The following is a 22340-nucleotide window of genomic DNA, read 5'->3' on the forward strand; positions in this document are numbered from 1 at the left end:
TCGATCTACGTGTGAGTTTGCTCACCACTGCCGGGACGATCCCGACATTACGGGCCACGCTTCGGGGTCAAGCAACCGGACATTTCCCCACTGAATGCTTCATTCCGCTCCTGATCATGGCGACTGGGACACACGGAGTCCATGAGCCTTTGGGGGTAATAAATCCGATTCATCCATGATCATCTTCTACGTGGGGTGACATGATGCGTACGGGTTGTCATGCCGTCCGGTGGCCGACACGCGGCCCTTGTTGGAGATCCGGCACTGTGCTGGAATTCCACGCACCGCCGCGGGTTTCAAACCGGCGCGCAGGTGGCGCAACGCAGCGCCGGGTGAGCGGCGGGGAAGGGGGAACTGCGCCGGTCATCGACGACCACCACTGGGGCGCATTCGCGTCCCGAGACGCCGACACCGTCCGATCCGTTCATCCGGAAGGACGCCTGGTCCAGAGGTTGCGACGCTAGTGCAGGGACGATTCAAGAGGGATGGCAGCAACGCTGCCGCGGAGCAGGAGCCTCGCGCCGGGACCGACCGCGGTTCCTCGGCCCAGCACGCCCAGAACCCCGGTCAGGGTGCGTCGGGTGGCGACGGCTCGACGGCCGCCGCTTCCGAGTCCACCGCCCCGGCCGCCAAGAAGCCCAGGGGCGAGAACGAGGTCGGGCCTCGAATAGCCCTCCGCAACTGGCGCATCTCGACGCGTCTGGTCGCCCTGCTGACCCTCCCCGTGGTCGCGGCCACCAGCCTCGGCGGCATCCGGATCAGCGAGTCGCTCCAGGACATGGAGCAGCTCGACCACATGCAGCTGCTCACGAAGCTGACCGAAGAGGCGACCGACCTCGCCAAGGCGCTCCAGGCCGAGCGTGACCTGTCCGCCGGCCCGCTGGCCAACGGCAAGTCGGCCAGTGACTACCAGATCGCGAACCCGCGGAAGAACACCGACCGGGCCCAGAAGGCGTTCATGGACGCCACCTCGGAGATCCCGGCCACCGAGGGCGACGAGGCGCTGCAGAGCATCCGCCAGAACGTCAGCCAGATCGCGTCCCAGGTCGTCCAGATCGGCGGCATCCGCCAGGAGGCGTACAAGGACGGCGTCGCGCGCTCGGTGACGGTCGAGGCGTACAGCCGCCTCATCCGCTCGCTGCTCAGCCTCTCCCAGGACATGGCTCAGGCGACCAGCAACCCCGAGATGATCAAGCGGACCCGTGCCCTCGCGGCCTTCTCGTCCGCCAAGGAGTACGCCTCCGTCCAGCAGGCGATCATCGCCTCGGCGCTCCCCGCGAACGACAGCCGGACCGGCAAGCTGGAGCCCGGTGACCGTCTGTACGGCTACGCCGCCCAGCAGGGCGAGAAGGTGGAACTCAAGCAGTTCCAGACCATCTTCGAGTCGGCCGGCGGCGACGCCGACGGGCTGACCAGCTCGCTGAGCACCGGCAACCCGTCCATCGACGCCGCTGACAAGTACGCGGACCGGGTGCTGAGCAACGACTCCGGGCTGGCCGGCCGCGCCCCGCGTGGTTACCTCAACTTCACGGACGAGTACGGCACCAAGATCACGGCCATGAACAAGATCGAGGCCGACCTCCTCGACAAGATGGAGACCAAGGCCCGTGAGCTGCGCGCGGAGTCGCAGCGCGAAGCGATCATCAACGGTGCCCTGATCCTGCTCGTCCTCGGCGTCTCCCTCGTCGGCGCCTTCGTCGTGGCCCGGTCCATGATCCGGTCGCTGCGGCGACTGCAGGACACCGCCACGAAGGTCGCCCAGGACCGTCTGCCCGAGCTCGTCAAGCAGCTCTCCGAGGCCGACCCGCAGGATGTCGACACCTCGGTCGAGTCCGTCGGTGTGCACTCCCGGGACGAGATCGGCCAGGTGGCCGCGGCCTTCGACGACGTGCACCGCGAGGCGGTCCGCCTCGCCGCCGAGCAGGCTCTCCTCCGGGGCAACGTCAACGCGATGTTCACCAACCTCTCGCGCCGCTCCCAGGGCCTCATCCAGCGTCAGCTCTCGCTCATCTCCGAACTGGAGTCCCGCGAGGCCGACCCGGACCAGCTCTCCTCGCTCTTCAAGCTCGACCACCTCGCGACCCGCATGCGGCGTAACGGTGAGAACCTCCTCGTCCTCGCCGGTGAGGAGCCGGGCCGCCGGTGGACCCGTCCGGTCCCGCTGGTCGACGTGCTCCGTGCCGCCGCCTCCGAGGTGGAGCAGTACGAGCGCATCGAACTGGCCGCCGTCCCGGCGACCGAGGTCGCCGGCCGCGTCGTCAACGACCTCGTGCACCTGCTCGCCGAGCTGCTGGAGAACGCCACCTCGTTCTCCTCGCCGCAGACGAAGGTCCGCGTCACCGGTCACGCGCTGCCCGACGGCCGGGTGCTCGTCGAGATCCACGACACCGGCATCGGCCTCTCCCCCGAGGACCTCGCCGCGATCAACGAGCGGCTCGCGTCGCCGCCCACCGTGGACGTCTCCGTCTCCCGCCGCATGGGTCTGTTCGTGGTCGGCCGCCTGTCCCTGCGACACGGCATCCGTATCCAGCTCCGCCCGTCGGACTCCGGCGGCACCACCGCGCTCGTCATGCTCCCGGTCGACGTCGCCCACGGCGGCAAGAAGCCTGCGCCCAAGCCGGGTGCCGGCGGCCAGGGCGCGATGCCCCAGGGCCCGTCCGCTCCCGGTGGCCGTCTGACCGGCGGTCCCGGCGCGGCCGGAGGCGCCGGTGCCGGTGCCCGTCCGGGCCTCGGCGGTCCGCCGTCGGCGTCCGCCGCCGGCCGGATCGGTGCCGGGGCGGCCCCCCGTGGACAGGTCGGCGCCGGAAACGGTCCGCGGGCCGCGCTCCCGGGTCGCGACGGCGCTCCGCGCCAGAACGCGCCGCAGGGCCAGGCACAGCAGCAGTCTCAGCAGCAGGGCCAGCCGACGGCGCAGATGCCGCAGGTCCCCGCGGAGCCGCAGCGGCCGGGCCTCGGCGCCGGTGGCTTCGGCGGCGCGCAGAGCGCCATCCCGTCCCGTACGGACGTCTGGGGCGGACAGCCCAACCAGGGCCAGGGCAACCAGGGCCAGCCCAACCAGGGCCAGGGGCAGCAGGGCCAGGGTCAGCAGCCGCAGCAGCAGGGCCAGGGCGGTTTCTCGCGTGGCGAGCTGCCCGGTGGCAACCCGCAGCAGCAGCGTCCGCAGTCCGCGAGCTGGGGCAACGACCAGGCTCAGCCGGTCCGCCGCCCGCAGCAGGACATGTCGCCGCTGGACGCGCCGCGCGGTCACGAGGAGCCGGAGAACACGGGCCAGTACGCCCGTCCGTCGGCGCCGCAGGGACCGGGCTCCACGGGCCAGTTCCCGCGCCCGGACTTCGGTCAGCAGCAGGCGCCCCAGCAGCAGGCCCCGCAGGGCTACCAGGCCGGACCGCAGGACGCGGCGTCCACCGCCCAGTTCCCGCGCCCGGACTTCGGTCAGCAGCAGGCGCCCCAGCAGCAGGCCCCGCAGGGCTACCAGCAGCAGGCTCCCCAGGGTCCGGCCCCGCGTCAGCGCGGCGGCGGCGACTACGGTGCGCCCCGCCCGGGCGGGAACCTGCCCCAGCAGCCCCAGCAGCCCCAGCTTCAGCAGCCCCGCCAGCCCGAGGCGCTGCCTCCGGCCGGCTCCTCCGCCGACGCTCGTACCCCGCTGTACGACACGCTGGAGACGAACTGGTTCCACCAGAGCCAGGGCGGCCAGCAGCAGGGCGGCCCGGGTCAGGGCAACCAGGGTCAGGGCGACCAGGACCAGCAGCGCTCCAACGGCATGGGCCCGGACGGCCGGCAGGCCCCGCAGGGCCCGTCCGCTCCCCCGGCTCAGCGGCGCCCCGCCGCTCCGGCCGGCGGCAACGCCGGTCAGCAGCAGGCCGGTCCCGCCTCCTGGCGGACCTCGCCCAACGACGAGCTGGTGCGCCAGGCCGAGCGGGTCCGCAAGCCCGCGGCCGGCGGCATCACCACCTCCGGGCTGCCGAAGCGCGTACCCCGCGCCAACCTCGTACCCGGGACCGCGCAGGAGCAGGCCCACACGGCCGGCCCGCAGGTCTCGCGTGCACCCGATGACGTCCGCGGCCGGCTCACCAATCTGCGCCGCGGCATCCAGCAGGGCCGCCAGGCGGGCAACTCCACGACCGGCAGTTTCCACGTCGGCCCCACCACCCAGCAGGAGCACTAGTTGAGCGCGATGAGCCAGGCTGCGCAGAATCTGAACTGGTTGATCACCAACTTCGTGGACAACACCCCCGGGGTGTCCCACACGGTGGTGGTCTCCGCCGACGGTCTGCTCCTTGCCATGTCGGAAGGCTTCCCCCGCGACCGCGCCGACCAGCTCGCGGCGGTCGCCTCGGGACTGACCTCGCTGACCGCGGGCGCGTCCCGGATCTTCGAGGGCGGTCCCGTCTCCCAGACGGTCGTGGAGATGGAGCGCGGCTTCCTCTTCCTGATGTCCGTCTCCGACGGTTCCTCGCTGGCCGTACTCGCGCACCCCGAGTGCGACATCGGCCTCGTGGGCTACGAGATGACGCTGCTGGTCGACCGGGCCGGCAGTGTCCTCACCCCGGACCTCCGTGCCGAGCTCCAGGGGAGCCTGCTGCACTAGACACGTTTCGGCACATGTATCGACAGGGCGGCACGCCCCTCCGTGCCGCCCTGGGCATCAAGAAACCGTCCGGCCGCCCCACCCGGCCCCCCACCGGCCCCATCGAACGGCATGACCTCGTGCCGTCACGCCCGGAGGATTCATGACCCCGCCCCCCGCCTCTCACGATCCGTACGGCGGCTCGCTCGACGAGTCGTACGGACATGAGGGCGACCAGCCGCTGGTCCGGCCCTATGCGATGACCGGCGGCCGGACCCGGCCGCGGTACCAACTCGCCATAGAGGCCCTGGTCAGCACCACGGCCGACCCGGCGCACCTCGCCACCCTGCTCCCCGAGCACCAGCGCATCTGCCACCTCTGCCGCGAGGTCAAGTCGGTGGCGGAGGTCTCGGCACTCCTGTCGATGCCGCTCGGTGTGGCCCGGATCCTCGTGGCCGACCTGGCCGAGGCGGGCATGGTGGCCATCCACCAGCCGGGCAACGGAGAGGCCGGCGGTACGCCGGACGTGACACTGCTCGAAAGGGTGCTCAGTGGACTTCGGAAGATCTAGCGGCGGTTCCGCTCCTCAGGCGGCCCGGTCGACCACCAGCGCGAAGATCGTGGTGGCGGGCGGCTTCGGCGTGGGCAAGACCACGTTCGTCGGCGCCGTCTCCGAGATCAACCCGCTGCGTACCGAGGCCGTGATGACCTCGGCCTCGGCCGGCATCGACGACCTCACGCACACCGGCGACAAGACCACCACCACGGTGGCCATGGACTTCGGCCGTATCACCCTGGACCAGGACCTGATCCTGTACCTCTTCGGTACGCCCGGTCAGGACCGCTTCTGGTTCATGTGGGACGACCTGGTCCGCGGCGCCATCGGCGCCGTCGTGCTCGTCGACACCCGCCGCCTCGCCGACTGCTTCCCGGCCGTCGACTACTTCGAGAACAGCGGCCTGCCGTTCGTCGTCGCCCTGAACGGATTCGAGGGGCACCAGCCGTACACGCCCGAGGAGGTCCGCGAGGCCCTCCAGATCGGCCCCGGCACCCCGATCATCACCACCGACGCCCGTCACCGTGCCGACGCCAAGAGCGCGTTGATCACGCTGGTGGAGCACGCATTGATGGCACGACTCAAGTAGGAGAACGCGTACGGAAGTTGTCGTACGCCTTTTGGGGGGCGGCCTGTGTCCTTTGCCACGGTCCGCCCCCGTGTTCATAACGTTTCGACAGAGAATTGTGCCGCGACGGACACCCGACGCATCCGATCGGTACCACTGCGCTCACATGAGCCCCGTCATTTGGCGGGGCTCGTTCTTTATGCCCGTTTTATCTGGGGCTTCAGACGACGAAAACCGAAGCTCAGCGACGTTTGGAGGGGACCCCCTTCACGTGCTGCAATTCATGAACTCCCGAGTAGTACGGCCCTGAACGAAACACCGGCACAACGTAGGTGCCGACGCCGAGAGGTTGTTGGTCGAGTGAGGCGAAGCAAGGAAAGCTCCGCGGAGCAGCAGGCGCGAGGCAACTTCACGCCGCCTGCGCGTACGGTGGCGCCTCCCGCGGAGGTGCCCGCGACGCCCGCCGCCACCAGCGGCAAGGGGAGCTCCAGCAAGCTGTCCCCCCGCAACTGGCGCGTGCCGACCAGGCTGAACGCGATCCTGCTCGTACCCGTGCTGGTCGGCCTCGTCATGGGCGGCTTCCAGGTGAACGGGGCGATCAACACCTGGCAGGAGGCGCAGAACGCCGAGAAGACGGCGCTCATCGTGCGAGCCGCCTCGGAGTACAGCCAGGCGCTGCTCAACGAGCGTGACCTGACCGCCGCTCCCCTGCTGACGGCGAAGTCCGCCGAGGACCGCAAGAGCGACGAGGTGGCCCAGGCGTACGCCGCCACCGACGCCGCCAAGGTCAAGTTCGACGAGGCCGTCAAGGACATGCCGGAGGGCGAGGGCCTCGAGCGCCGCCTGCGGCTGTTCCAGGACGAGATACCCAAGCTGGAGAAGCTCCGCCAGGCCGCGTACACGCGGGCCCTGGACCCGGTGAACACCCAGCTCGGGTACACCGGCGTCCAGCACTACCTGATGGAGTTCTCCAACGAGCTCGGGCTCGGCACCGGCAACGTCACCGCCTACGGCCGTACGCTCTACGCCGTCCAGCTCGCCAAGGGCGCCGCGTCGCTCCAGCGCTCGATCGGCACCCAGCTCCTGGTCCGCCCCAGCCAGAAGGGCGACGTCTTCGCCCAGCAGTCGGTGGCGTTCAACTCGTACAACTACCTGGAGCAGATCGCCCTCGGCGAGTACAACTCCGGTGGCACCCAGGCGGACGTCGACCGCCTGAAGGAAGTCATGGCCGGCAAGGCCGCCGAGGGCGCCAAGAGGATGGAGGCGGCGGGCATCACGCTGCCCAAGGGCCCCGACGGCTCCGTCTTCACCGGTATGGCCAAGGAGATCGGTTCCGCCAAGGACGCCGACGCGATCGAGGACCTCCAGAAGAAGGGCATCACGCCCGAGACCTGGATGGCGGTCGCCACCGGCAAGTTCGACGGCTACACCGAGGTCGAGAAGGAGCTCGTCGACAAGGCCGTGACCGAGGCCGCCGACATCTCCTCCGACGCCAAGACCGACGCGTGGGTCACCGGTGGCATCGTCGTCATCGCGCTGCTGGCCGCGTTCATCCTCGCGGGGATGATGGCCCGCCAGATGAGCCGCTCGATGCGCGAGCTGCGCACCGCCGCCTTCGCCATCGCCGAGCAGCGCCTGCCGATGCTCGTCGACCAGCTCTCCCGGACCGAGCCGGGCCGCGTGGACACCCGTGTCCAGCCGATCCCGATCGACTCCCAGGACGAGATCGGCGAGGTCGCCCGCGCCTTCGACCAGGTCCACCGCGAGGCCGTCCGGCTCGCCGCCGAGCAGGCCATGCTGCGGGGCAACGTCAACGCGATCTTCACCAACCTCTCGCGCCGCAACCAGTCGCTGATCGAGGGCCAGCTGACCCTCATCACCGACCTGGAGAACAACGAGGCCGACCCGGACCAGCTGGAGAACCTCTTCCGCCTGGACCACCTGGCCACCCGTATGCGCCGCAACGGCGAGAACCTCCTGGTCCTCGCCGGCGAGGAGCCGGGCCGCCGCTGGGACCAGCCGGTCCCGCTGGTCGACGTGATGCGCGCCGCCGCCTCCGAGGTGGAGCAGTACGAGCGCATCGAGCTGGCCGGTGTCCCCGAGGCGGAGATCCACGGCCAGGCCGTGACCGACCTCGTGCACCTGCTCGCCGAGCTCCTGGAGAACGCCACCACGTTCTCCTCCCCGCAGACCAAGGTCCGCGTCACCGCGACCCGGCTGCCCGACGGCCGCGTGATGGTCGAGATCCACGACAAGGGCATCGGCCTCACCGCCGAGGACTTCGCGGACATCAACCACAAGCTGGCCAACCCGCCGACCGTGGACGCCGCCGTCTCGCAGCGCATGGGCCTCTTCGTGGTCGGCCGACTGGCCGACCGGCACGGCATCCGTGTCCAGCTCCGTCCCTCGGGCGAGCAGGCCGGTACGACCTCGCTCGTCATGCTGCCCGACGCGATCACCCACGGTGGTGGTGGCGAGCAGCTCCCCGAGAACGACTTCACGGTCTCGCAGATCATCCCGCAACAGCAGCAGCACGCCTTCGAGCCGGCGCAGCCGCAGATGCGGACGGCGGCGGAGCTGGGCTTCGACGACTCCCGTTACGAGCAGCCGGCCGACGACCGTCAGCTCGACCCGGTGAACCGTTCGCTGATGCGCGAGGAGCGCAGGGCGGCTCTGGAGTCGCAGGCTCAGGGCGGCGAGCGTCCCCTGTTCCGCGACGAGATCGACGCCTCGCAGCAGGGCTACGTCCAGCACGAGCGCGAGCAGGAGTACGCGCAGGACCAGCAGTACGGGCAGGAGTACGCCGCGGAGTACGGGCAGCAGCAGGCCGCCCCGCACGACGGCTACGCCTACCAGGAGCAGGGCTACGACGGCTATGCGCAGCCCGCTGCCGGCTACCCCGAGCAGTCCTATGCGGAATCCGGCTATCCGGCTCAGGACAACGGCCACGTCGCGTACGACAACGGCTACGAGTCCCAGGCACAGCAGGGCGAGTGGCAGGATCAGGCCGCATACCAGGGCGGCTACGAACAGTCGTACGGAACGCAATCGGAATCTGCCCCTGGCGCTCCCGAAGCGGCTCCCGAGCGCGTAGGCTTCGACCGTCCGGGTTCGACTCCGAACCCCACCCCGGATGCCGGCCACGCGCTGACCGACGCCGGTCTGCCGCGTCGTGGCAGCAGCGCTCCGCAGGGCTCCCAGCCCACGCAGCAGCCTCTGTCGACGCGGACGGCCCAGCAGTCGGCCCAGCGACCGGCGGCGGCGCAGCAGAACCAAGCCGAAGGCTCCGAAGAGTGGCGCTCGACGAACGACGAGCGCTGGCAGCGGGCCGAGAAGCTCCGCGACCCGAAGGCGGGCGGGGTCACCTCCTCCGGTCTTCCGAAGCGGGTCCCCAAGGCCAATCTGGTCGAGGGCACGGCGGAGCAGACCCCGCAGGGCGGCCCCCAGGTCTCCCGCGCTCCTGAGGACGTGCGGGGCAGGTTGAGCAACCTGCGCCGTGGTGTGCAGCAGGGTCGCACCGCGGGAACGGACACGAACGGATCGGGCCTCGGCCCGGGCAGTACCTACAACCAGGAGCGTTAGTGTGAGCATGAGCCAGGCGGCGCAGAATCTGAACTGGTTGATCACCAACTTCGTGGACAACACCCCCGGGGTGTCCCACACGGTGGTGGTCTCCGCCGACGGACTCCTGCTGGCGATGTCCGAGGGTTTCCCCCGGGACCGAGCCGACCAGCTGGCGGCCGTCGCCTCCGGACTGACCTCGCTGACCGCGGGCGCGTCCCGCATCTTCGAGGGCGGTGCGGTCAACCAGACCGTCGTGGAGATGGAGCGCGGCTTCCTCTTCATCATGTCGATCTCGGACGGCTCCTCGCTGGCCGTTCTCGCGCACCCGGAGGCCGACATCGGTCTCGTGGGCTACGAGATGGCTCTGCTCGTCGACCGCGCGGGCAGTGTTCTGACGCCTGACCTCCGGGCGGAACTTCAGGGAAGTCTTCTCAACTAACAGACAGACAGTGCGTTTCACGCCACCGCACCGTAAGGTGCGGTGGCGCGGCTCCACAGGGACATGGACCGCGAGGCAGTCGGAGGAGGAGACGTGGGGACACCCCCGGGCGGACACCCGTACAACGGTTTTGACGCGCACGCACAGGGAGAAACCGCGCAGAACCGGTTCAACTTCCCCTCTGCCCCGAGCAGACAGGGCATGCAGCAGCCCTATCAGGCCCCGCAGGCACCGCAGGCACCCGTGGGCGGCCCCGCCGCCCAGCGGAACGCGGGCGGCGGGGGCGGTTCGCGTGGCGCGGCGGGCAGGCAGGGCGGGAACAACAACCCGCTCGTGCGCCCGTACGCCATGACCGGCGGCCGGACCCGGCCGCGTTACCAGCTCGCCATCGAGGCGCTGGTCAGTACGACGGCCGATCCGTCACGGCTGCAGGGGCAGTTGCCCGAGCACCAGCGGATCTGCCAGCTGTGCTTCGAGATCAAGTCGGTGGCCGAGATCTCGGCGCTTCTCTCGATTCCCCTCGGCGTTGCCCGGATCCTCGTGGCCGACCTGGCCGAGGCCGGACTTGTCGCCATCCACCAGCCCGGCGGCGACGAGGCCGCCGGCGGTCAGCCAGACGTGACACTGCTCGAAAGGGTGCTCAGTGGACTTCGCAAGCTCTAGCGGCGGCGCGGCCCGTTCAACCACCAGCGCGAAGATCGTGGTGGCGGGTGGCTTCGGCGTGGGCAAGACCACGTTCGTCGGCGCCGTCTCGGAGATCAACCCGCTGCGTACCGAGGCCGTGATGACGTCTGCGTCCGCGGGCATCGACGACCTCACGCACACCGGCGACAAGACGACGACGACTGTCGCGATGGACTTCGGCCGTATCACCCTGGACCAGGACCTGATCCTGTACCTCTTCGGTACGCCCGGTCAGGACCGCTTCTGGTTCATGTGGGACGACCTGGTCCGCGGCGCCATCGGCGCCGTCGTGCTCGTCGACACCCGCCGCCTCGCCGACTGCTTCCCGGCCGTCGACTACTTCGAGAACAGCGGCCTGCCGTTCGTCATCGCCCTGAACGGATTCGACGGTCACCAGCCGTACAACCCGGAGGAGGTCCGCGAGGCCCTCCAGATCGGCCCGGACACGCCGATCATCACGACGGACGCCCGCCACCGCGCGGACGCCAAGAGCGCGCTCATCACCCTGGTCGAGCACGCCCTGATGGCCCGCCTGCGGTAGCCGTCCCCTCGGCAGTACGGAGAAGGCCTCGCGCACCGGTCCCGGTGCCGCGAGGCCTTCCGCGTCCCCACATGCCCTCCAGACGGCCGCGTGGGCTCTCCAGGGCCCCGCGGGAGCCCCGGGCATGGCGAAGGCCCCGTCTCCGGTCGGAGACGGGGCCTTCGGTGCGGCGGGGGTCAGCCCTGCCAGGAGTGGGAGGGGCGGAAGCCCGACTGGCGCTCCAGGCGGCGCCAGCCGGCCGTGGAGCGGCCGTGGCGGGACGTCGAGGCGTCGTCGGCGGGCTGGGCCGCCGCGCGGGCCAGGAGGACCGCGGTGATGGCGGCCAGCTCCTCGGGGTCGGCGTGGCCCTTCTCGACTCGGAGAAGGTTGGCGGCTGTGGCAGGCGTGGTCACGTCTGTGGCTCCTCTTACTGAGGCGGGTTGCCGTGCTTGCGGGACGGCAGGTCGGCGTGCTTGGTGCGGAGCATGGCGAGGGACCTGATGAGGACCTCCCGCGTCTCCGCGGGGTCGATCACGTCGTCGACCAGACCGCGCTCCGCGGCGTAGTACGGGTGCATCAGCTCGGCCTTGTACTCCTTGACCATGCGGGCCCGCATGGCCTCCGAGTCCTCGGCCTCCGCGATCTGCTTGCGGAAGATGACGTTCGCGGCGCCTTCGGCGCCCATCACCGCGATTTCGTTGGTGGGCCAGGCGTACGTCAGGTCGGCGCCGATGGACTGGGAGTCCATGACGATGTACGCGCCGCCGTACGCCTTGCGCAGGATCAGGCTGATCCGGGGCACGGTCGCGTTGCAGTACGCGTACAGCAGCTTCGCGCCGTGGCGGATGATTCCACCGTGCTCCTGGTCGACGCCCGGGAGGAAGCCGGGCACGTCCAAAAGGGTGATGATCGGGATATTGAAAGCATCGCACATCTGGACGAACCGGGCGGCCTTCTCCGAGGCCTCGATGTCCAGCACACCCGCCAGCGACTGCGGCTGGTTGGCGACGATGCCCACGACCTGGCCGTCCAGACGGGCCAGCGCGCAGATGATGTTGCGTGCCCAGCGCTCGTGGATCTCCAGGTAGTCGCCCTCGTCGACGAGCTCCTCGATCACCTTGTGCATGTCGTACGGACGGTTGCCGTCCGCCGGCACCAGGTCGAGCAGGACGTCCGAGCGGCGGTCCGCCGGGTCCTCGGAGGCCGCGGTCGGCGGGTTCTCGCGGTTGTTCTGCGGCAGCATCGACAGGAGGTAGCGCACCTCCGCGATGCAGGTCTCCTCGTCGTCGTACGCGAAGTGGGCCACACCGCTGGTCTCCGCGTGCACGTCCGCGCCGCCGAGGCCGTTCTGGGTGATCTCCTCGCCGGTGACCGCCTTGACGACGTCCGGGCCGGTGATGAACATCTGCGAGGTCTCACGGACCATGAAGACGAAGTCGGTGAGGGCGGGACTGTAGGCCGCGCCGCCGGCGCACGGGCCGAGCATCACGCTGATCTGCGGGATGACTCCGGACGCCTTGGTATTGCGCTGGAAGATGCCGCCGTAGCCGGCAAGAGCGGAGACGCCCTCCTGGATACGGGCGCCGGCGCCGTCGTTCAGCGAGACCAGCGGAGCACCGGCCGCCATGGCCATGTCCATGATCTTGTGGATCTTGGTGGCGTGGGCCTCGCCCAGGGCGCCGCCGAAGATCCGGAAGTCGTGCGCGTAGACGAAGACCGTGCGGCCCTCGACGGTGCCCCAGCCGGTGATGACACCGTCGGTGTACGGCTTCTTGGCCTCCAGGCCGAAGCCGGTGGCGCGGTGCCGGCGGAGCTGCTCGACCTCGTTGAAGGAACCCGGGTCGACCAGCAGCTCGATGCGCTCACGAGCGGTCAGCTTGCCCTTGGCGTGCTGCGCCTCGGTCGCCCGGTCGCTCGGCCCGCGCCGCGCTTCCTCGCGCAGGGCGTGCAGTTCGGCCACGCGGCCTCGGGCGTCGGTCGGCTCGCTCGGGATCTGGTCCACAACGGTCATGTACCGACCCTACGAAGCCGACCAAGGAAATCCTGCCGTTGACTCCGTACAGTCTCCCGAGTCGAATCCTGGTGGAGTAAGACAGAACCGTGTCCGGCACGGGCCGAGTCGACAGCCGGAGGCCCCTTCGCTTTGTGGAGATCTCACAGAAGCGGCTTCAGCGGCTCTCCAGTGAGCCTACAGCGATCCTCACGACGGTGGGTGACTCCGACAGTACCCGGCGTGATCCGCGGCGCAGCGCGCGGGGCCCGGCCCCGGCGTCGAAGCCGGAGCCGGGCCCGACGGCGGGACGCCCTAGCCTCCGCAGTGGAAGCGCGCGTCTCCCCAGTCCGCGTGGTCGTTGCCGTTGCCGTCCCCGCCGTCGTCGGCCACGAGCTCCACGTAGGACGCTCCGGTGACGTCGGCGGTGAGCGACCAGGCGGAGTCGGCCGCCTTCAGGACCGGCGACCTCACCTTCTCCGTACCGTCGGCGACGACGCTGAACCGGACCGAGCCGCGACTGGTCTGCGCGTCGTCCACGCCGACCTCGGCGGTGAAGGAGGTGCATCCGCCGCCCAGGTAGTAGCGCACCTTCGACGGGGCGTGGGCGCCCAGGCCCTTGGTGTACGTCACTCCCCCGATCCGCAGCGGTCCGCCGTCGCCGGTGCCCGTCTCGCCGTTGGAACCGTCGCGCTCGACCGGTCCCCAGCCGTTCGCGGCCGACGTCCAGTCCAGGTCACTGGCCCAGCTGTCCGTGGCGGGCGGCGGGGGCAGCGTACGGACCGTGGCGGTGGCGCTCAGCTTCCGCGACTGCCCCCCGACGGTGTAGGCGAGCGTCGAACCGAGCGCGTACGGCTGGAACTTCGCGTCCGCCGGGGGTGTCACGCGCCAGGTGACGGTGGCCTCGGCGCCGGCGGCGACCGTCCCGAGCGCCACGGGGGCGGCCGGCTCGGCGGTCCAGCCCGCGGGAAGCTCCAGCGACGCCGTGGCGCCGTCCACGGCCCCGGCCTCGTCGTTGGCGAAGGTGGCCGTGACCTGGTTCGGCCGCCCCGGCTCCAGCGTCTCCGGCGCGGCGAGCGCGAGCGTGCCGCAGGCCGCCTTCTCGGGCGCCGGGCCCAGGTCGGTGACGGTGAAGGAGTCGAGGACGAAGTCGGCGCCCTCGGGAGCGTCGGCCCGCTTGCGCAGGCCGGTCCAGGTGTCGCCGCAGCCGGCGGTCACGGTCTCGGAGAAGCGGCCGGTGGTCCGCTGCTGCCCGATGGGCGTACGCCGGGTCTCCACCGAGGTCCCGTCCGCGCGGTCGTAGCCGGTGATCCACTCGTAGGCGCCCGCGTGGCTGGACTGGTGGTCGTACGTGACGCGGTAGGCGTGCCCGTCCTTCATGGGCACGGTCCACGGCGCGGTCCGGTAGACCAGGCCGCTGTTCTCGTCGTGGGACTTCAGCGACTCGGCGCCGCCGATGACGTCGTCGACGAGCTTTCCGTTCCAGCCCGCCTGGGTGTACGGGGCGTGGAGCTGGGCGATGTGGGTGCGGGGGTCGGTCGTGCCTCCGGAGTCGCCCTTGAGGAAGGGGCCCCAGCCCTGGTCGACGGCCTCGAAGTCCTCGTACGCGAGCGCTCCGGGCCTGGCCGCCGGGTCGTTGGCGACGACGCGGACGTCGTCGATCCGGACGCGGGCCGTGCTGCCTGCCGCGGCCTGGATCCCGAGCGTGGTGGAGCCGCCCGCGGGGGCGGTGAAGGTGACCTTGGCGCGCTGCATGCGGGTGCCGTTCCAGTCGGACGCGGCGACCCGGTCCTCGATCGACGAGCGCTCCACGGTGACCGACCTCCCGCCGACGGAGAGGGTGGTCGGGCGGGTCCGGCCCGGCTCGACCTCGATCAGGGCGGAGGCGGTGTAGCGCGTGCCGGGGGTGAGTCCGGTGATCCGCTGGCGTACGGAGGCGGCTGCGGCGCCGGCCAGTTCGGCGCTGTTGCGGCCCTGGTCGTCGGTGTCACGGACGACCGTGCCCGTCGTGGACCAGGCGTCGAGGCCGGCATCGTTGAAACCGGGGTCGTCGACCGGGGTGCCCTGGCCCCAGCGCGGGTCGCGTGGCTCGGGGGCGCGGTCGGGGTAGAGGACGTACGGCTGTCCCGCGACGGCGTCGAGGGTGATCGTGCCGTCGCTCGGCCGGACCGTCCCGGTCCTGACGCGTCCGTTGTCGGTGAGCTTGTAGACGCTGTACGAGCCGGTGGCGGGCACCGCCCAACTCGTCTTCCCGCCGGTCTTGTTGTAGTGGTACAGCTTCTTGCCGCCGTCCCAGGGCAGCAGGTAGTTCTCGCCGTCGAGGACCTTGCGCCCGTTCTCGTGGAAGGTGCGGCGGCCGTTCTCGACGGTGCCGCGGACGCCGCCGGTGAAGGTGAGGTCGTCACCGTTCCAGCGGGTGATCCGCTGCTGCTGGAGGTACTTGGCGGGCAGGTTCTTCTGCCAGATGTTGGCGTAGAAGCGGTTCCAGTCGGTCTCGCCGGTCCAGCCCTCGAAATCCTCCAGGGCGGTCTGGCCGAGTACCGGGTGGTTGTTCCAGACGTCCTTCTCGCCGTTGCGGATGAAGCGGACGATCTGGGAGTTGAGGCCCTTGTTGGTGGCGCCGCCGTAGTTCAGGTCGTTGGCCCAGTGGGACCAGAGGGAGGCCCGCTCGAACTTCTCGGACCACTCGGTGGCGACGTTCCAGCCCTGGGCCTGCACGGCCTGGAGCGTCTTGTCGGCGATCCAGCCGTGTGTGTAGTAGACGTCGACGTAGAGCGTGGACAGGTTCGGGTCGGTCTCGTCGCGGAGCTGCTGGAAGCGGCGGGCGAGGTCGCCGCTGTTGATGTCCCGGCGCTGGTCGATGTAGTAGCTCTGGTTGAGCCAGTTCCAGCCGGGCTTGGTCCTGTCGACGAGGGTCTCGCTGAAGTTCTTCGCCTCGGGATAGGACTCGGTGGCGTTGACGTGGACGCCGAAGCCCGCACCCCACTTCCTGCCTTCCTTGAGGAGGGTGTTGAGGTCCGCGAGGCCGCCGGCCCGCTTGTTGTAGTTGCCGCCGTAGTCCGGGTGGGCGGAGTCGTGGCCCTCGGAGCCGTACCCCTTGAGCAGGGCGAACTGGCCGAGTCCGTCGGTGGCGAGGGAGATCCGCTTGACGTCGTCGAGGGTGCGCAGGAAGGGGTGGGTGGCGTGGGAGGCGAAGTTGAAGGGGATGTGGGCGATCACCCGGTCCGGGGTCTGCTCGCCGCCCGGGGTCCTGATGCCGATGGCGGGGAAGGCGAGGGCGCCGTCCTGCCAGTCCACGCGTCCGTCGCCGTTGGCGTCGGGGGTGACGACGACCTTGGCCCAGGGGAGGTTCTCCCCGCTCTCGGGGGCGGGGGCGCCCTCGCCGCGGTAGGTCCACTGGCCGGACCAGACGCCGACGCGGGTCTCGCCGCCGTTCTTGCGGGCCTGGTGCCAGAAGCGGGCGCCGTCGCGGGCGCTCGGGCCGGAGGGCTTGTCGTAGGAGGAGTTGGACTCGACGGCGGCGGCGAGGGAGCCGGTGTTGACCAGGGCGTAGCTCGCGCCGGTGGCGGTGGCCTCGGCCGGGGTGGCGTCCGTGATGTCGGCGAAGACGTCGGCGGTACGGGTGGAGTCGGGGTCGAGCCGGGTGAAGGCGGTCTCGGCGCCCGCGTCCGAGGAGCCGACGGAGACGAGGTCGTGGCCGGGTATGTCGATCGTGCCGACCCGGAGGGCCTCGGTGTCCCGGACGGCGTTCACCTTGAAGGTGGTGGCCCGGCCGGTGACGCTCAGCGTGGCGTCGATCTCGACGCCCGGGAGGGCCGGGAAGGCCAGGGTGTACGCGGCGGAGGAGGCGGTCAGGACGGGCGCGCCGGTGACCCGGACGTCGTACGCGGTGCCGTTGAGCACGATCTGGGTGACCGGTGCCGTACTGCCGAGGAGGCGGGCGCCGGTGGCACGGTCCGTGTACGAGACGACGCGCGGGAAGTCCTCGGCGACGGCGACGGAGAGCTGGGCGGAGCCGATGCGGGCCTCGGCGGCCTCGGCCCCGGCGGGCGCCCTCGACTCGGCGAGGGCCGGTCCCGAGAGGGCGAACACGGCGGATGACGCGGCGGCGAGCGCGCAGGCCACACGGATTCTTGGCGACTTGGGGAGGGGCATGGGGACTAGTTGGGCCCGTTCGACAGGACACCGTCAACGAGATCGCGCCCCGGCGGCCCCACCAGTCCAAGAACCCCCTTCGGTTAGTCCAAGCGGGGGGACATCGAACCAGGATGTTGAAAGTTGAACGGAATAGGGTTATGGTCGTTCTCGTTGAAGGTTCAACGAACTGCATCACAAGCCTCCGCGCCACCCGCGCACCGTCCCCAAGGAGCACGTCATGGGCATCTTCAACCGCAAGAACGACACCGCCACCGCCGTCGCCACCCTCCCCGTCGACCCGGCGCTGGCCGCCCTGACCGGCGAGTACACGATCGACCCGGCGCACAGCAGCATCGGCTTCACCGTGCGTCACGCCATGGTCACCAACGTGCGCGGCTCCTTCGGAGACCACGAGGGCACCCTGCAGCTGGACGGCTCGAACCCGGGCGCCTCCGCCGCCTCGATCGAGATCAGGATCGCCTCCGTCGACACCGGCATCGGCGACCGTGACAACCACCTGCGCAGCGGCGACTTCTTCGACGCCGAGCAGTTCCCGCTGATGACCTTCCGCTCGACCGAGGCGGAGCAGCTGGGCGGCGACAAGTACCGCATGACCGGCGACCTCACGATCAAGGACGTCACCAAGCCGCTCTCCCTCGACCTGGAGTTCAACGGCTCGGCCACCGACCCGTACGGCAACGAGCGTGTCGGCTTCGAGGGCTCGGCCGAGATCCTCCGGTCCGACTGGGGCCTGACCTGGAACGCGGCGCTGGAGACCGGTGGTGTCGTGGTCAGCGACAAGGTGAAGCTGAACTTCGACATCTCCGCGATCAAGAACGCCGCCTGATCCCGGGTCCGGGATCCCGGATCCCGGATCGCGCCCAACGAGGGCACCACGAGCGCGCCCGCCTCTCCGTCCCGACGGAGGGCGGGCGCTCGGCGTTCCGGTGGAGCCGGGGCGTTGTCAGTGTGGCCCGCTAGCGTCGCGGACATGGAATTCCGTATCGACAGCAGCGAGTTGACCGACGCCGTGGCCTGGGCCGCGCGCGTGCTCCCGGCCCGGTCCCCCGTCCCGGTGCTCGGCGGGCTGCTCCTGGAGTCGGCCGAGGGCCGGCTGCGCGTGTCCGGGCTCGACTACGAGGCGTCGGCGCGCATCGAGGTCGAGGCCGACACCGTGCGGGACGGCCGTGCGCTCGTTCTCGGGCGTCGGCTGCTCGACATCTGCAAGGTGCTGCCCAGGGGCCCGGTCGAGTGCGCGGTCGAGGGGGCGCGGCTCTCCGTGACGGGCGGGGGCGCCCGCTTCGGGCTCTCCCTGCTGCCGCTTGACGACTATCCGGCGCCGCCCGGGCTGCCCGCGTTCCGGGGCGTCGTGGACGCAGGGGCGTTCGCGGCGGCGGTCGGGCAGGTGGCGGTGGCCGCCGGCCGGGACGACTCGCTGCCGGTGCTGACGGGGGTACGGCTCGCCCTGGACGGTACGACGATGACGCTGGCCGCGACCGACCGGTACCGCTACGCGGTCCGCACGCTGGAGTGGAAGCCGGAGGGCGAGGAGCCGCGAGGGGACGGGTGCGGCGCGGACGTCGTCGTACCGGCCCGCCGGCTGACCGAGATCGCCCGCTCGCTCCCCTCGGCGGGGTCCGTCCGCCTCGCCCTCGACGGAGGATCGGTCGGTTTCGAGAGCGAGGGGACGCGGACGACGACCCGGCTGCTCGACGGCCGTCTCCCCCGGCACGACAAGCTCTTCGCCCTGGGCGAGCACGCCGTCGCCGAGACGGAGCGGGTTCCGCTGGTCGAGGCCGTGAAGCGGGTCGCGGTGGTCGCGGAGGGCGACAGCCCGGTGCAGCTCGCGTTCGGCGGGGACGCCGTCCACCTCCACGCGGGCTACGAGGACGACGTCGCCTCGCAGCGGCTCCCGGCGGCCCTCTCGGGGTCACAGGCGATGACGGTCGCGTTCAACCCCGGATACCTGCTGGACGCGCTGGGCTCCTTCGACACCGACTCGGTCCGCTTCCACCTGCTGGGTCCGGGGCAGCGCGCCCTGATCACGGACCGTGCGGGCGGGGTCCACCAGCATCTGCTGATGTCGGTGAAGCCCCTGGTGTAGGTCTTCGAGGCGCCGCGCTAGAAGCCGCCGCCGAAGTCCCCGCCGCCTCCGAAGTCGCCGAAGCCGCCACCCCCACCGCCGCCGAAGTCGCCCGATCCGAAGTCGCCGGAGTCGAAGTCGCCCCCGGAGAAGTCGCCGCCCCCGAACTCGCCTCCGCCGTACTCACCGGCGTAGGCGGGGGTGGCGAGCATGGAGCCGAGCAGGGTGCCGGCGAGGAGGCCGGGGAGCAGCCCGCCGCCGAAGTAGCCGCCCGCCCACGGGCCGTACGCCGGTCCCGCCTCCCAGTACGGGCGGCGGCCGGTCTCGGTCTCGACGGTCCGGGCCAGGGGGTCCTGGCCGCTGTCGAGGCGGGTGGCGTCGGCGGCGCAGACCGGGACCTCACGGGCGGTGCCGCCCGTCGGCGTCCAGGTCCGGTCCTCGGTCGAGGGGCCGTGGCGCGGGTCGAAGAAGCAGGGCGGGCGGCGCTCGGGCAGCGGCCGGGACTCGCGGCGCGCGGCCAGGGCGGCGAGCGAGTAGCGGCCGTCCTCCAGCGCCTGGGTCACGGCCCTGACGTCGTGCGGGTGCGTCGCCGATCCCATCAGGGACTTCGCCTTGTCGTACGCGTCGAGCGCCCGCTCGTAGTCGCCGCGCATGGCGTCGTCCGCGCCGGGCTCGGCGGGATGGAAGTCCAGCCGTTCGAGCTCCTCGCCGAAGGCCGTGATGTCCTCGTCGACGACGACCCGGAGCTTGTCGAGCGCCTCGCGCTCCTCTGCCTGCTTGCGGAGCCGGTTGCGGCGGACGATCGCGTAGGCGCCCGCGCCACCGGCGGCGACGAGCGCGCCGAGGGTGATCAGCCCGCCGACCGGGACACCGTCGTCGGCGCCGACCGAGCCCCAGGAGGCGGGGGCGGAACCGTTCATGGTCGGGAGGGCCTGGTCGACGAAGTTGTTCAGCTCGGTGGCGGTGTCCACCCCGGGCTGGCGCACGGAGGTGACCAGGTTGTCCACGGCCTGCGCGGACATCACCGTACGGTCGGCGGCGGCGTCGAACCCGTCGCCGAGCCGGACGGCGTACAGCCCCGTCACCCCGGTCTGGGTGCGCAGGTTGCGCAGCAGGTTCTCGGGCGGGTACTCGCTGCCCGCGGGCAGTACGGCGATGAAGAGCGGCTTGTCCGCGTCCTCGATCTTCTGGGCGAGGGCATCCGCCTGGGCAGTCGAGAGCTGGTCGGCGGCGCCCGGATCAACATAGACCGGCCCCTGCTTCAGGGCCGCTCCGGCGTCCGGGATCCCGGTGATCCCGGCCCCCGCGGAGGGGGCCAGGACCAGGAGCAGCAGCATGGCCAGCCCCGCGAGGGCCGACAGAAGGTGGAACGGCCTGGTCCTCATACCATCGAAACTACCCCTAAAGAGGGTTTCCGAGACATAGCGGACCGAAGGTTGTGGCCGATTCCGCGTCTATTCCGCGGGGTCGATGCCCACGCGCAGCAGTCCGTAGGTGAACGCGTCCTCCAGCGCCTGCCAGGAGGCGGCGATCACGTTCTCCCCCACGCCGACCGTCGCCCACTCGGCGTTGCCGTCGCTGGTCGTGATCAGGACGCGGGTCGTGGACTCCGTGCCGTGACGCCCTTCCAGGATGCGGACCTTGTAGTCCACCAGCTCGAACTTGGCGAGCTGCGGGTAGATCCGCTCCAGGCCGACCCGCATCGCCCGGTCGAGGGCGTTGACGGGGCCGTTCCCCTCGGCGGTGGCGACGATCCGCTCGCCCTTGGCCCAGAGCTTCACGGTCGCCTCGTTGGCGTGGGTGCCGTCGGGCCGGTCCTCGACGATCGCGCGCCAGGACTCCGTACGGAAGTAGCGGCGGGCGCGGCCCTCCACCTCCTCGCGGAGCAGCAGCTCGAAGGAGGCGTCGGCGGCCTCGTAGGTGTAACCGGAGAGCTCGCGCTCCTTGACGCGCTCGACGACACGGGCGACCAGCGCGCGGTCGTCGCCCAGGTCGACGCCGAGCTCCTTGCCCTTCAGCTCGATGGAGGCGCGGCCGGCCATGTCGGAGACGAGCATCCGCATGGTGTTGCCGACGAGCTCGGGATCGATGTGCTGGTAGAGGTCCGGGTCGACCTTGATCGCGGAGGCGTGCAGCCCGGCCTTGTGCGCGAAGGCCGAGACACCCACGTACGGCTGATGCGTGGAGGGCGTCAGATTGACGACCTCGGCGATGGCGTGCGAGATCCGGGTCATCTCGGCGAGCGCGCCCTCGGGCAGCACCCGCTTGTCGTACTTGAGTTCCAGGGCGGCGACGACGGGGAAGAGGTTGGCGTTGCCCACCCGCTCGCCGTAGCCGTTGGCGGTGCACTGGACGTGCGTGGCGCCCGCGTCGACGGCGGCGAGCGTGTTGGCGACGGCGCAGCCCGTGTCGTCCTGGGCGTGGATGCCGAGCCGGGCACCGGTGTCGGCGATGACGGTGGCGACGACGGCCTGGACCTGGGCGGGGAGCATGCCGCCGTTGGTGTCGCAGAGGATCACGACGTCGGCGCCGGCCTCGGAGGCGGCGCGGACCACGTCCTTGGCGTACTGCGGGTTGGCCTTGTAGCCGTCGAAGAAGTGCTCGCAGTCGACGAAGACGCGGCGGCCCTGGGACCGCAGGTAGGAGACGGTGTCGCGGACCATCTCCAGGTTCTCGTCCAGAGTGGTGCGCAGAGCCAGCTCGACGTGCCGGTCGTGCGACTTGGCGACCAGGGTGATCACGGGGGCGCCGGAGTCCAGGAGCGCCTTGACCTGCGGGTCCTCGGCGGCGTTGCCGCCGGCCCTGCGGGTCGCGCCGAACGCGACGAGCCGCGCGTTCTTGAACGTGATCTCCTGCTTCGCCCGGGCGAAGAACTCCGTGTCGCGCGGGTTGGCACCGGGCCAGCCGCCCTCGATGAAACCGACGCCGAAGTCGTCGAGGTGTCGCGCGATGGTCAGCTTGTCCGCGACGGTGAGGTTGATGCCTTCACGCTGCGCTCCGTCGCGCAGCGTCGTGTCGAAGACATGGAAGCTGTCGTCGAGGCGCGAGCTCTCGTCGGTCTCCGTGGTCATGGCTCTGATGGCTCCTGTCGGATGTGGCTCCGGAAGGTCTGGATCCACTTGCCCCCATTCTCACGCGCTGTCCGTTTCCGGCGGTGGTGGGGCCGGAAAACGAAAAAACCTCTCGCGGGTGCGAGAGGTCTGCGCGCGGGTCTGGGGCACGGTGTCCACTG

15 protein-coding genes are annotated in these 22340 nt (G+C 70.8%); 10 read left to right on the top strand and 5 right to left on the bottom strand.

What is annotated here, in order from left to right; genetic code table 11:
- Nucleotides 1–463 precede the first annotated feature (463 nt).
- The 8 genes from ACZ3IJ_RS05565 to ACZ3IJ_RS05600 all read left to right on the top strand — a co-directional run bounded on the left by ACZ3IJ_RS05565 (nt 464) and on the right by ACZ3IJ_RS05600 (nt 10919).
- Complete coding sequence (locus tag ACZ3IJ_RS05565) at nt 464–4165, top strand: sensor histidine kinase (RefSeq protein ID WP_467466395.1); 3702 nt, start codon at nt 464–466, stop codon at nt 4163–4165.
- Between the two features lie 9 nt (nt 4166–4174).
- Nucleotides 4175–4588: a roadblock/LC7 domain-containing protein gene (locus tag ACZ3IJ_RS05570; RefSeq protein ID WP_352190359.1), complete on the top strand. Its 414-nt coding sequence runs from the start codon at nt 4175–4177 to the stop codon at nt 4586–4588.
- Between the two features lie 142 nt (nt 4589–4730).
- Entirely contained in the window at nt 4731–5138 is a 408-nt protein-coding gene (locus tag ACZ3IJ_RS05575) for a DUF742 domain-containing protein (protein ID WP_260227791.1), read from the top strand.
- The gene (locus ACZ3IJ_RS05580) at nt 5119–5712 is read left to right on the top strand and encodes a GTP-binding protein (RefSeq protein WP_352190351.1); all 594 of its coding nucleotides are present in this window, start codon (nt 5119–5121) and stop codon (nt 5710–5712) included. The genes ACZ3IJ_RS05575 and ACZ3IJ_RS05580 overlap by 20 nt, the downstream gene beginning before the upstream one ends.
- A 339-nt stretch (nt 5713–6051) precedes the next feature.
- Nucleotides 6052–9273, top strand: a complete 3222-nt coding sequence (locus ACZ3IJ_RS05585; protein ID WP_467466396.1) for a sensor histidine kinase — start codon at nt 6052–6054, stop codon at nt 9271–9273.
- Nucleotides 9274–9280: 7 nt separating this feature from the next.
- Complete coding sequence (locus ACZ3IJ_RS05590; protein WP_005311461.1) at nt 9281–9694, top strand: roadblock/LC7 domain-containing protein; 414 nt, start codon at nt 9281–9283, stop codon at nt 9692–9694.
- A 93-nt stretch (nt 9695–9787) separates the two neighbouring features.
- Nucleotides 9788–10357, top strand: coding sequence for a DUF742 domain-containing protein (locus ACZ3IJ_RS05595; protein ID WP_467466397.1), 570 nt, complete (start codon nt 9788–9790; stop codon nt 10355–10357).
- Nucleotides 10338–10919, top strand: coding sequence for a GTP-binding protein (locus ACZ3IJ_RS05600; RefSeq protein WP_050791473.1), 582 nt, complete (start codon nt 10338–10340; stop codon nt 10917–10919). The genes ACZ3IJ_RS05595 and ACZ3IJ_RS05600 overlap by 20 nt, the downstream gene beginning before the upstream one ends.
- Before the next feature lie 176 nt (nt 10920–11095).
- Here the strand turns inward: ACZ3IJ_RS05600 and ACZ3IJ_RS05605 are convergent, their stop codons facing one another.
- The 3 genes from ACZ3IJ_RS05605 to ACZ3IJ_RS05615 all read right to left on the bottom strand — a co-directional run bounded on the left by ACZ3IJ_RS05605 (nt 11096) and on the right by ACZ3IJ_RS05615 (nt 17043).
- Complete coding sequence (locus tag ACZ3IJ_RS05605; RefSeq protein WP_391798278.1) at nt 11096–11311, bottom strand: acyl-CoA carboxylase subunit epsilon; 216 nt, start codon at nt 11309–11311, stop codon at nt 11096–11098.
- Nucleotides 11312–11325: 14 nt separating this feature from the next.
- Entirely contained in the window at nt 11326–12909 is a 1584-nt protein-coding gene (locus ACZ3IJ_RS05610; protein WP_467466399.1) for an acyl-CoA carboxylase subunit beta, read from the bottom strand.
- Between the two features lie 294 nt (nt 12910–13203).
- Nucleotides 13204–17043: an endo-alpha-N-acetylgalactosaminidase family protein gene (locus ACZ3IJ_RS05615; RefSeq protein ID WP_467466400.1), complete on the bottom strand. Its 3840-nt coding sequence runs from the start codon at nt 17041–17043 to the stop codon at nt 13204–13206.
- 220 nt (nt 17044–17263) lie between these two features.
- On the opposite strand from ACZ3IJ_RS05615, the gene ACZ3IJ_RS05620 reads away from it, so the two are divergent.
- Complete coding sequence (locus tag ACZ3IJ_RS05620; RefSeq protein ID WP_467466402.1) at nt 17264–17872, top strand: YceI family protein; 609 nt, start codon at nt 17264–17266, stop codon at nt 17870–17872.
- A gap of 144 nt (nt 17873–18016) precedes the next feature.
- Complete coding sequence (dnaN, locus tag ACZ3IJ_RS05625; RefSeq protein ID WP_467466403.1) at nt 18017–19129, top strand: DNA polymerase III subunit beta; 1113 nt, start codon at nt 18017–18019, stop codon at nt 19127–19129.
- 17 nt (nt 19130–19146) lie between these two features.
- Here the strand turns inward: dnaN and ACZ3IJ_RS05630 are convergent, their stop codons facing one another.
- The gene (locus tag ACZ3IJ_RS05630) at nt 19147–20493 is read right to left on the bottom strand and encodes a hypothetical protein (protein WP_467466404.1); all 1347 of its coding nucleotides are present in this window, start codon (nt 20491–20493) and stop codon (nt 19147–19149) included.
- A gap of 69 nt (nt 20494–20562) precedes the next feature.
- The gene (gene cimA, locus ACZ3IJ_RS05635) at nt 20563–22179 is read right to left on the bottom strand and encodes a citramalate synthase (protein WP_467466405.1); all 1617 of its coding nucleotides are present in this window, start codon (nt 22177–22179) and stop codon (nt 20563–20565) included.
- Nucleotides 22180–22340 lie beyond the last annotated feature (161 nt).

The organism is Streptomyces sp. NPDC013317 (assembly GCF_055563155.1).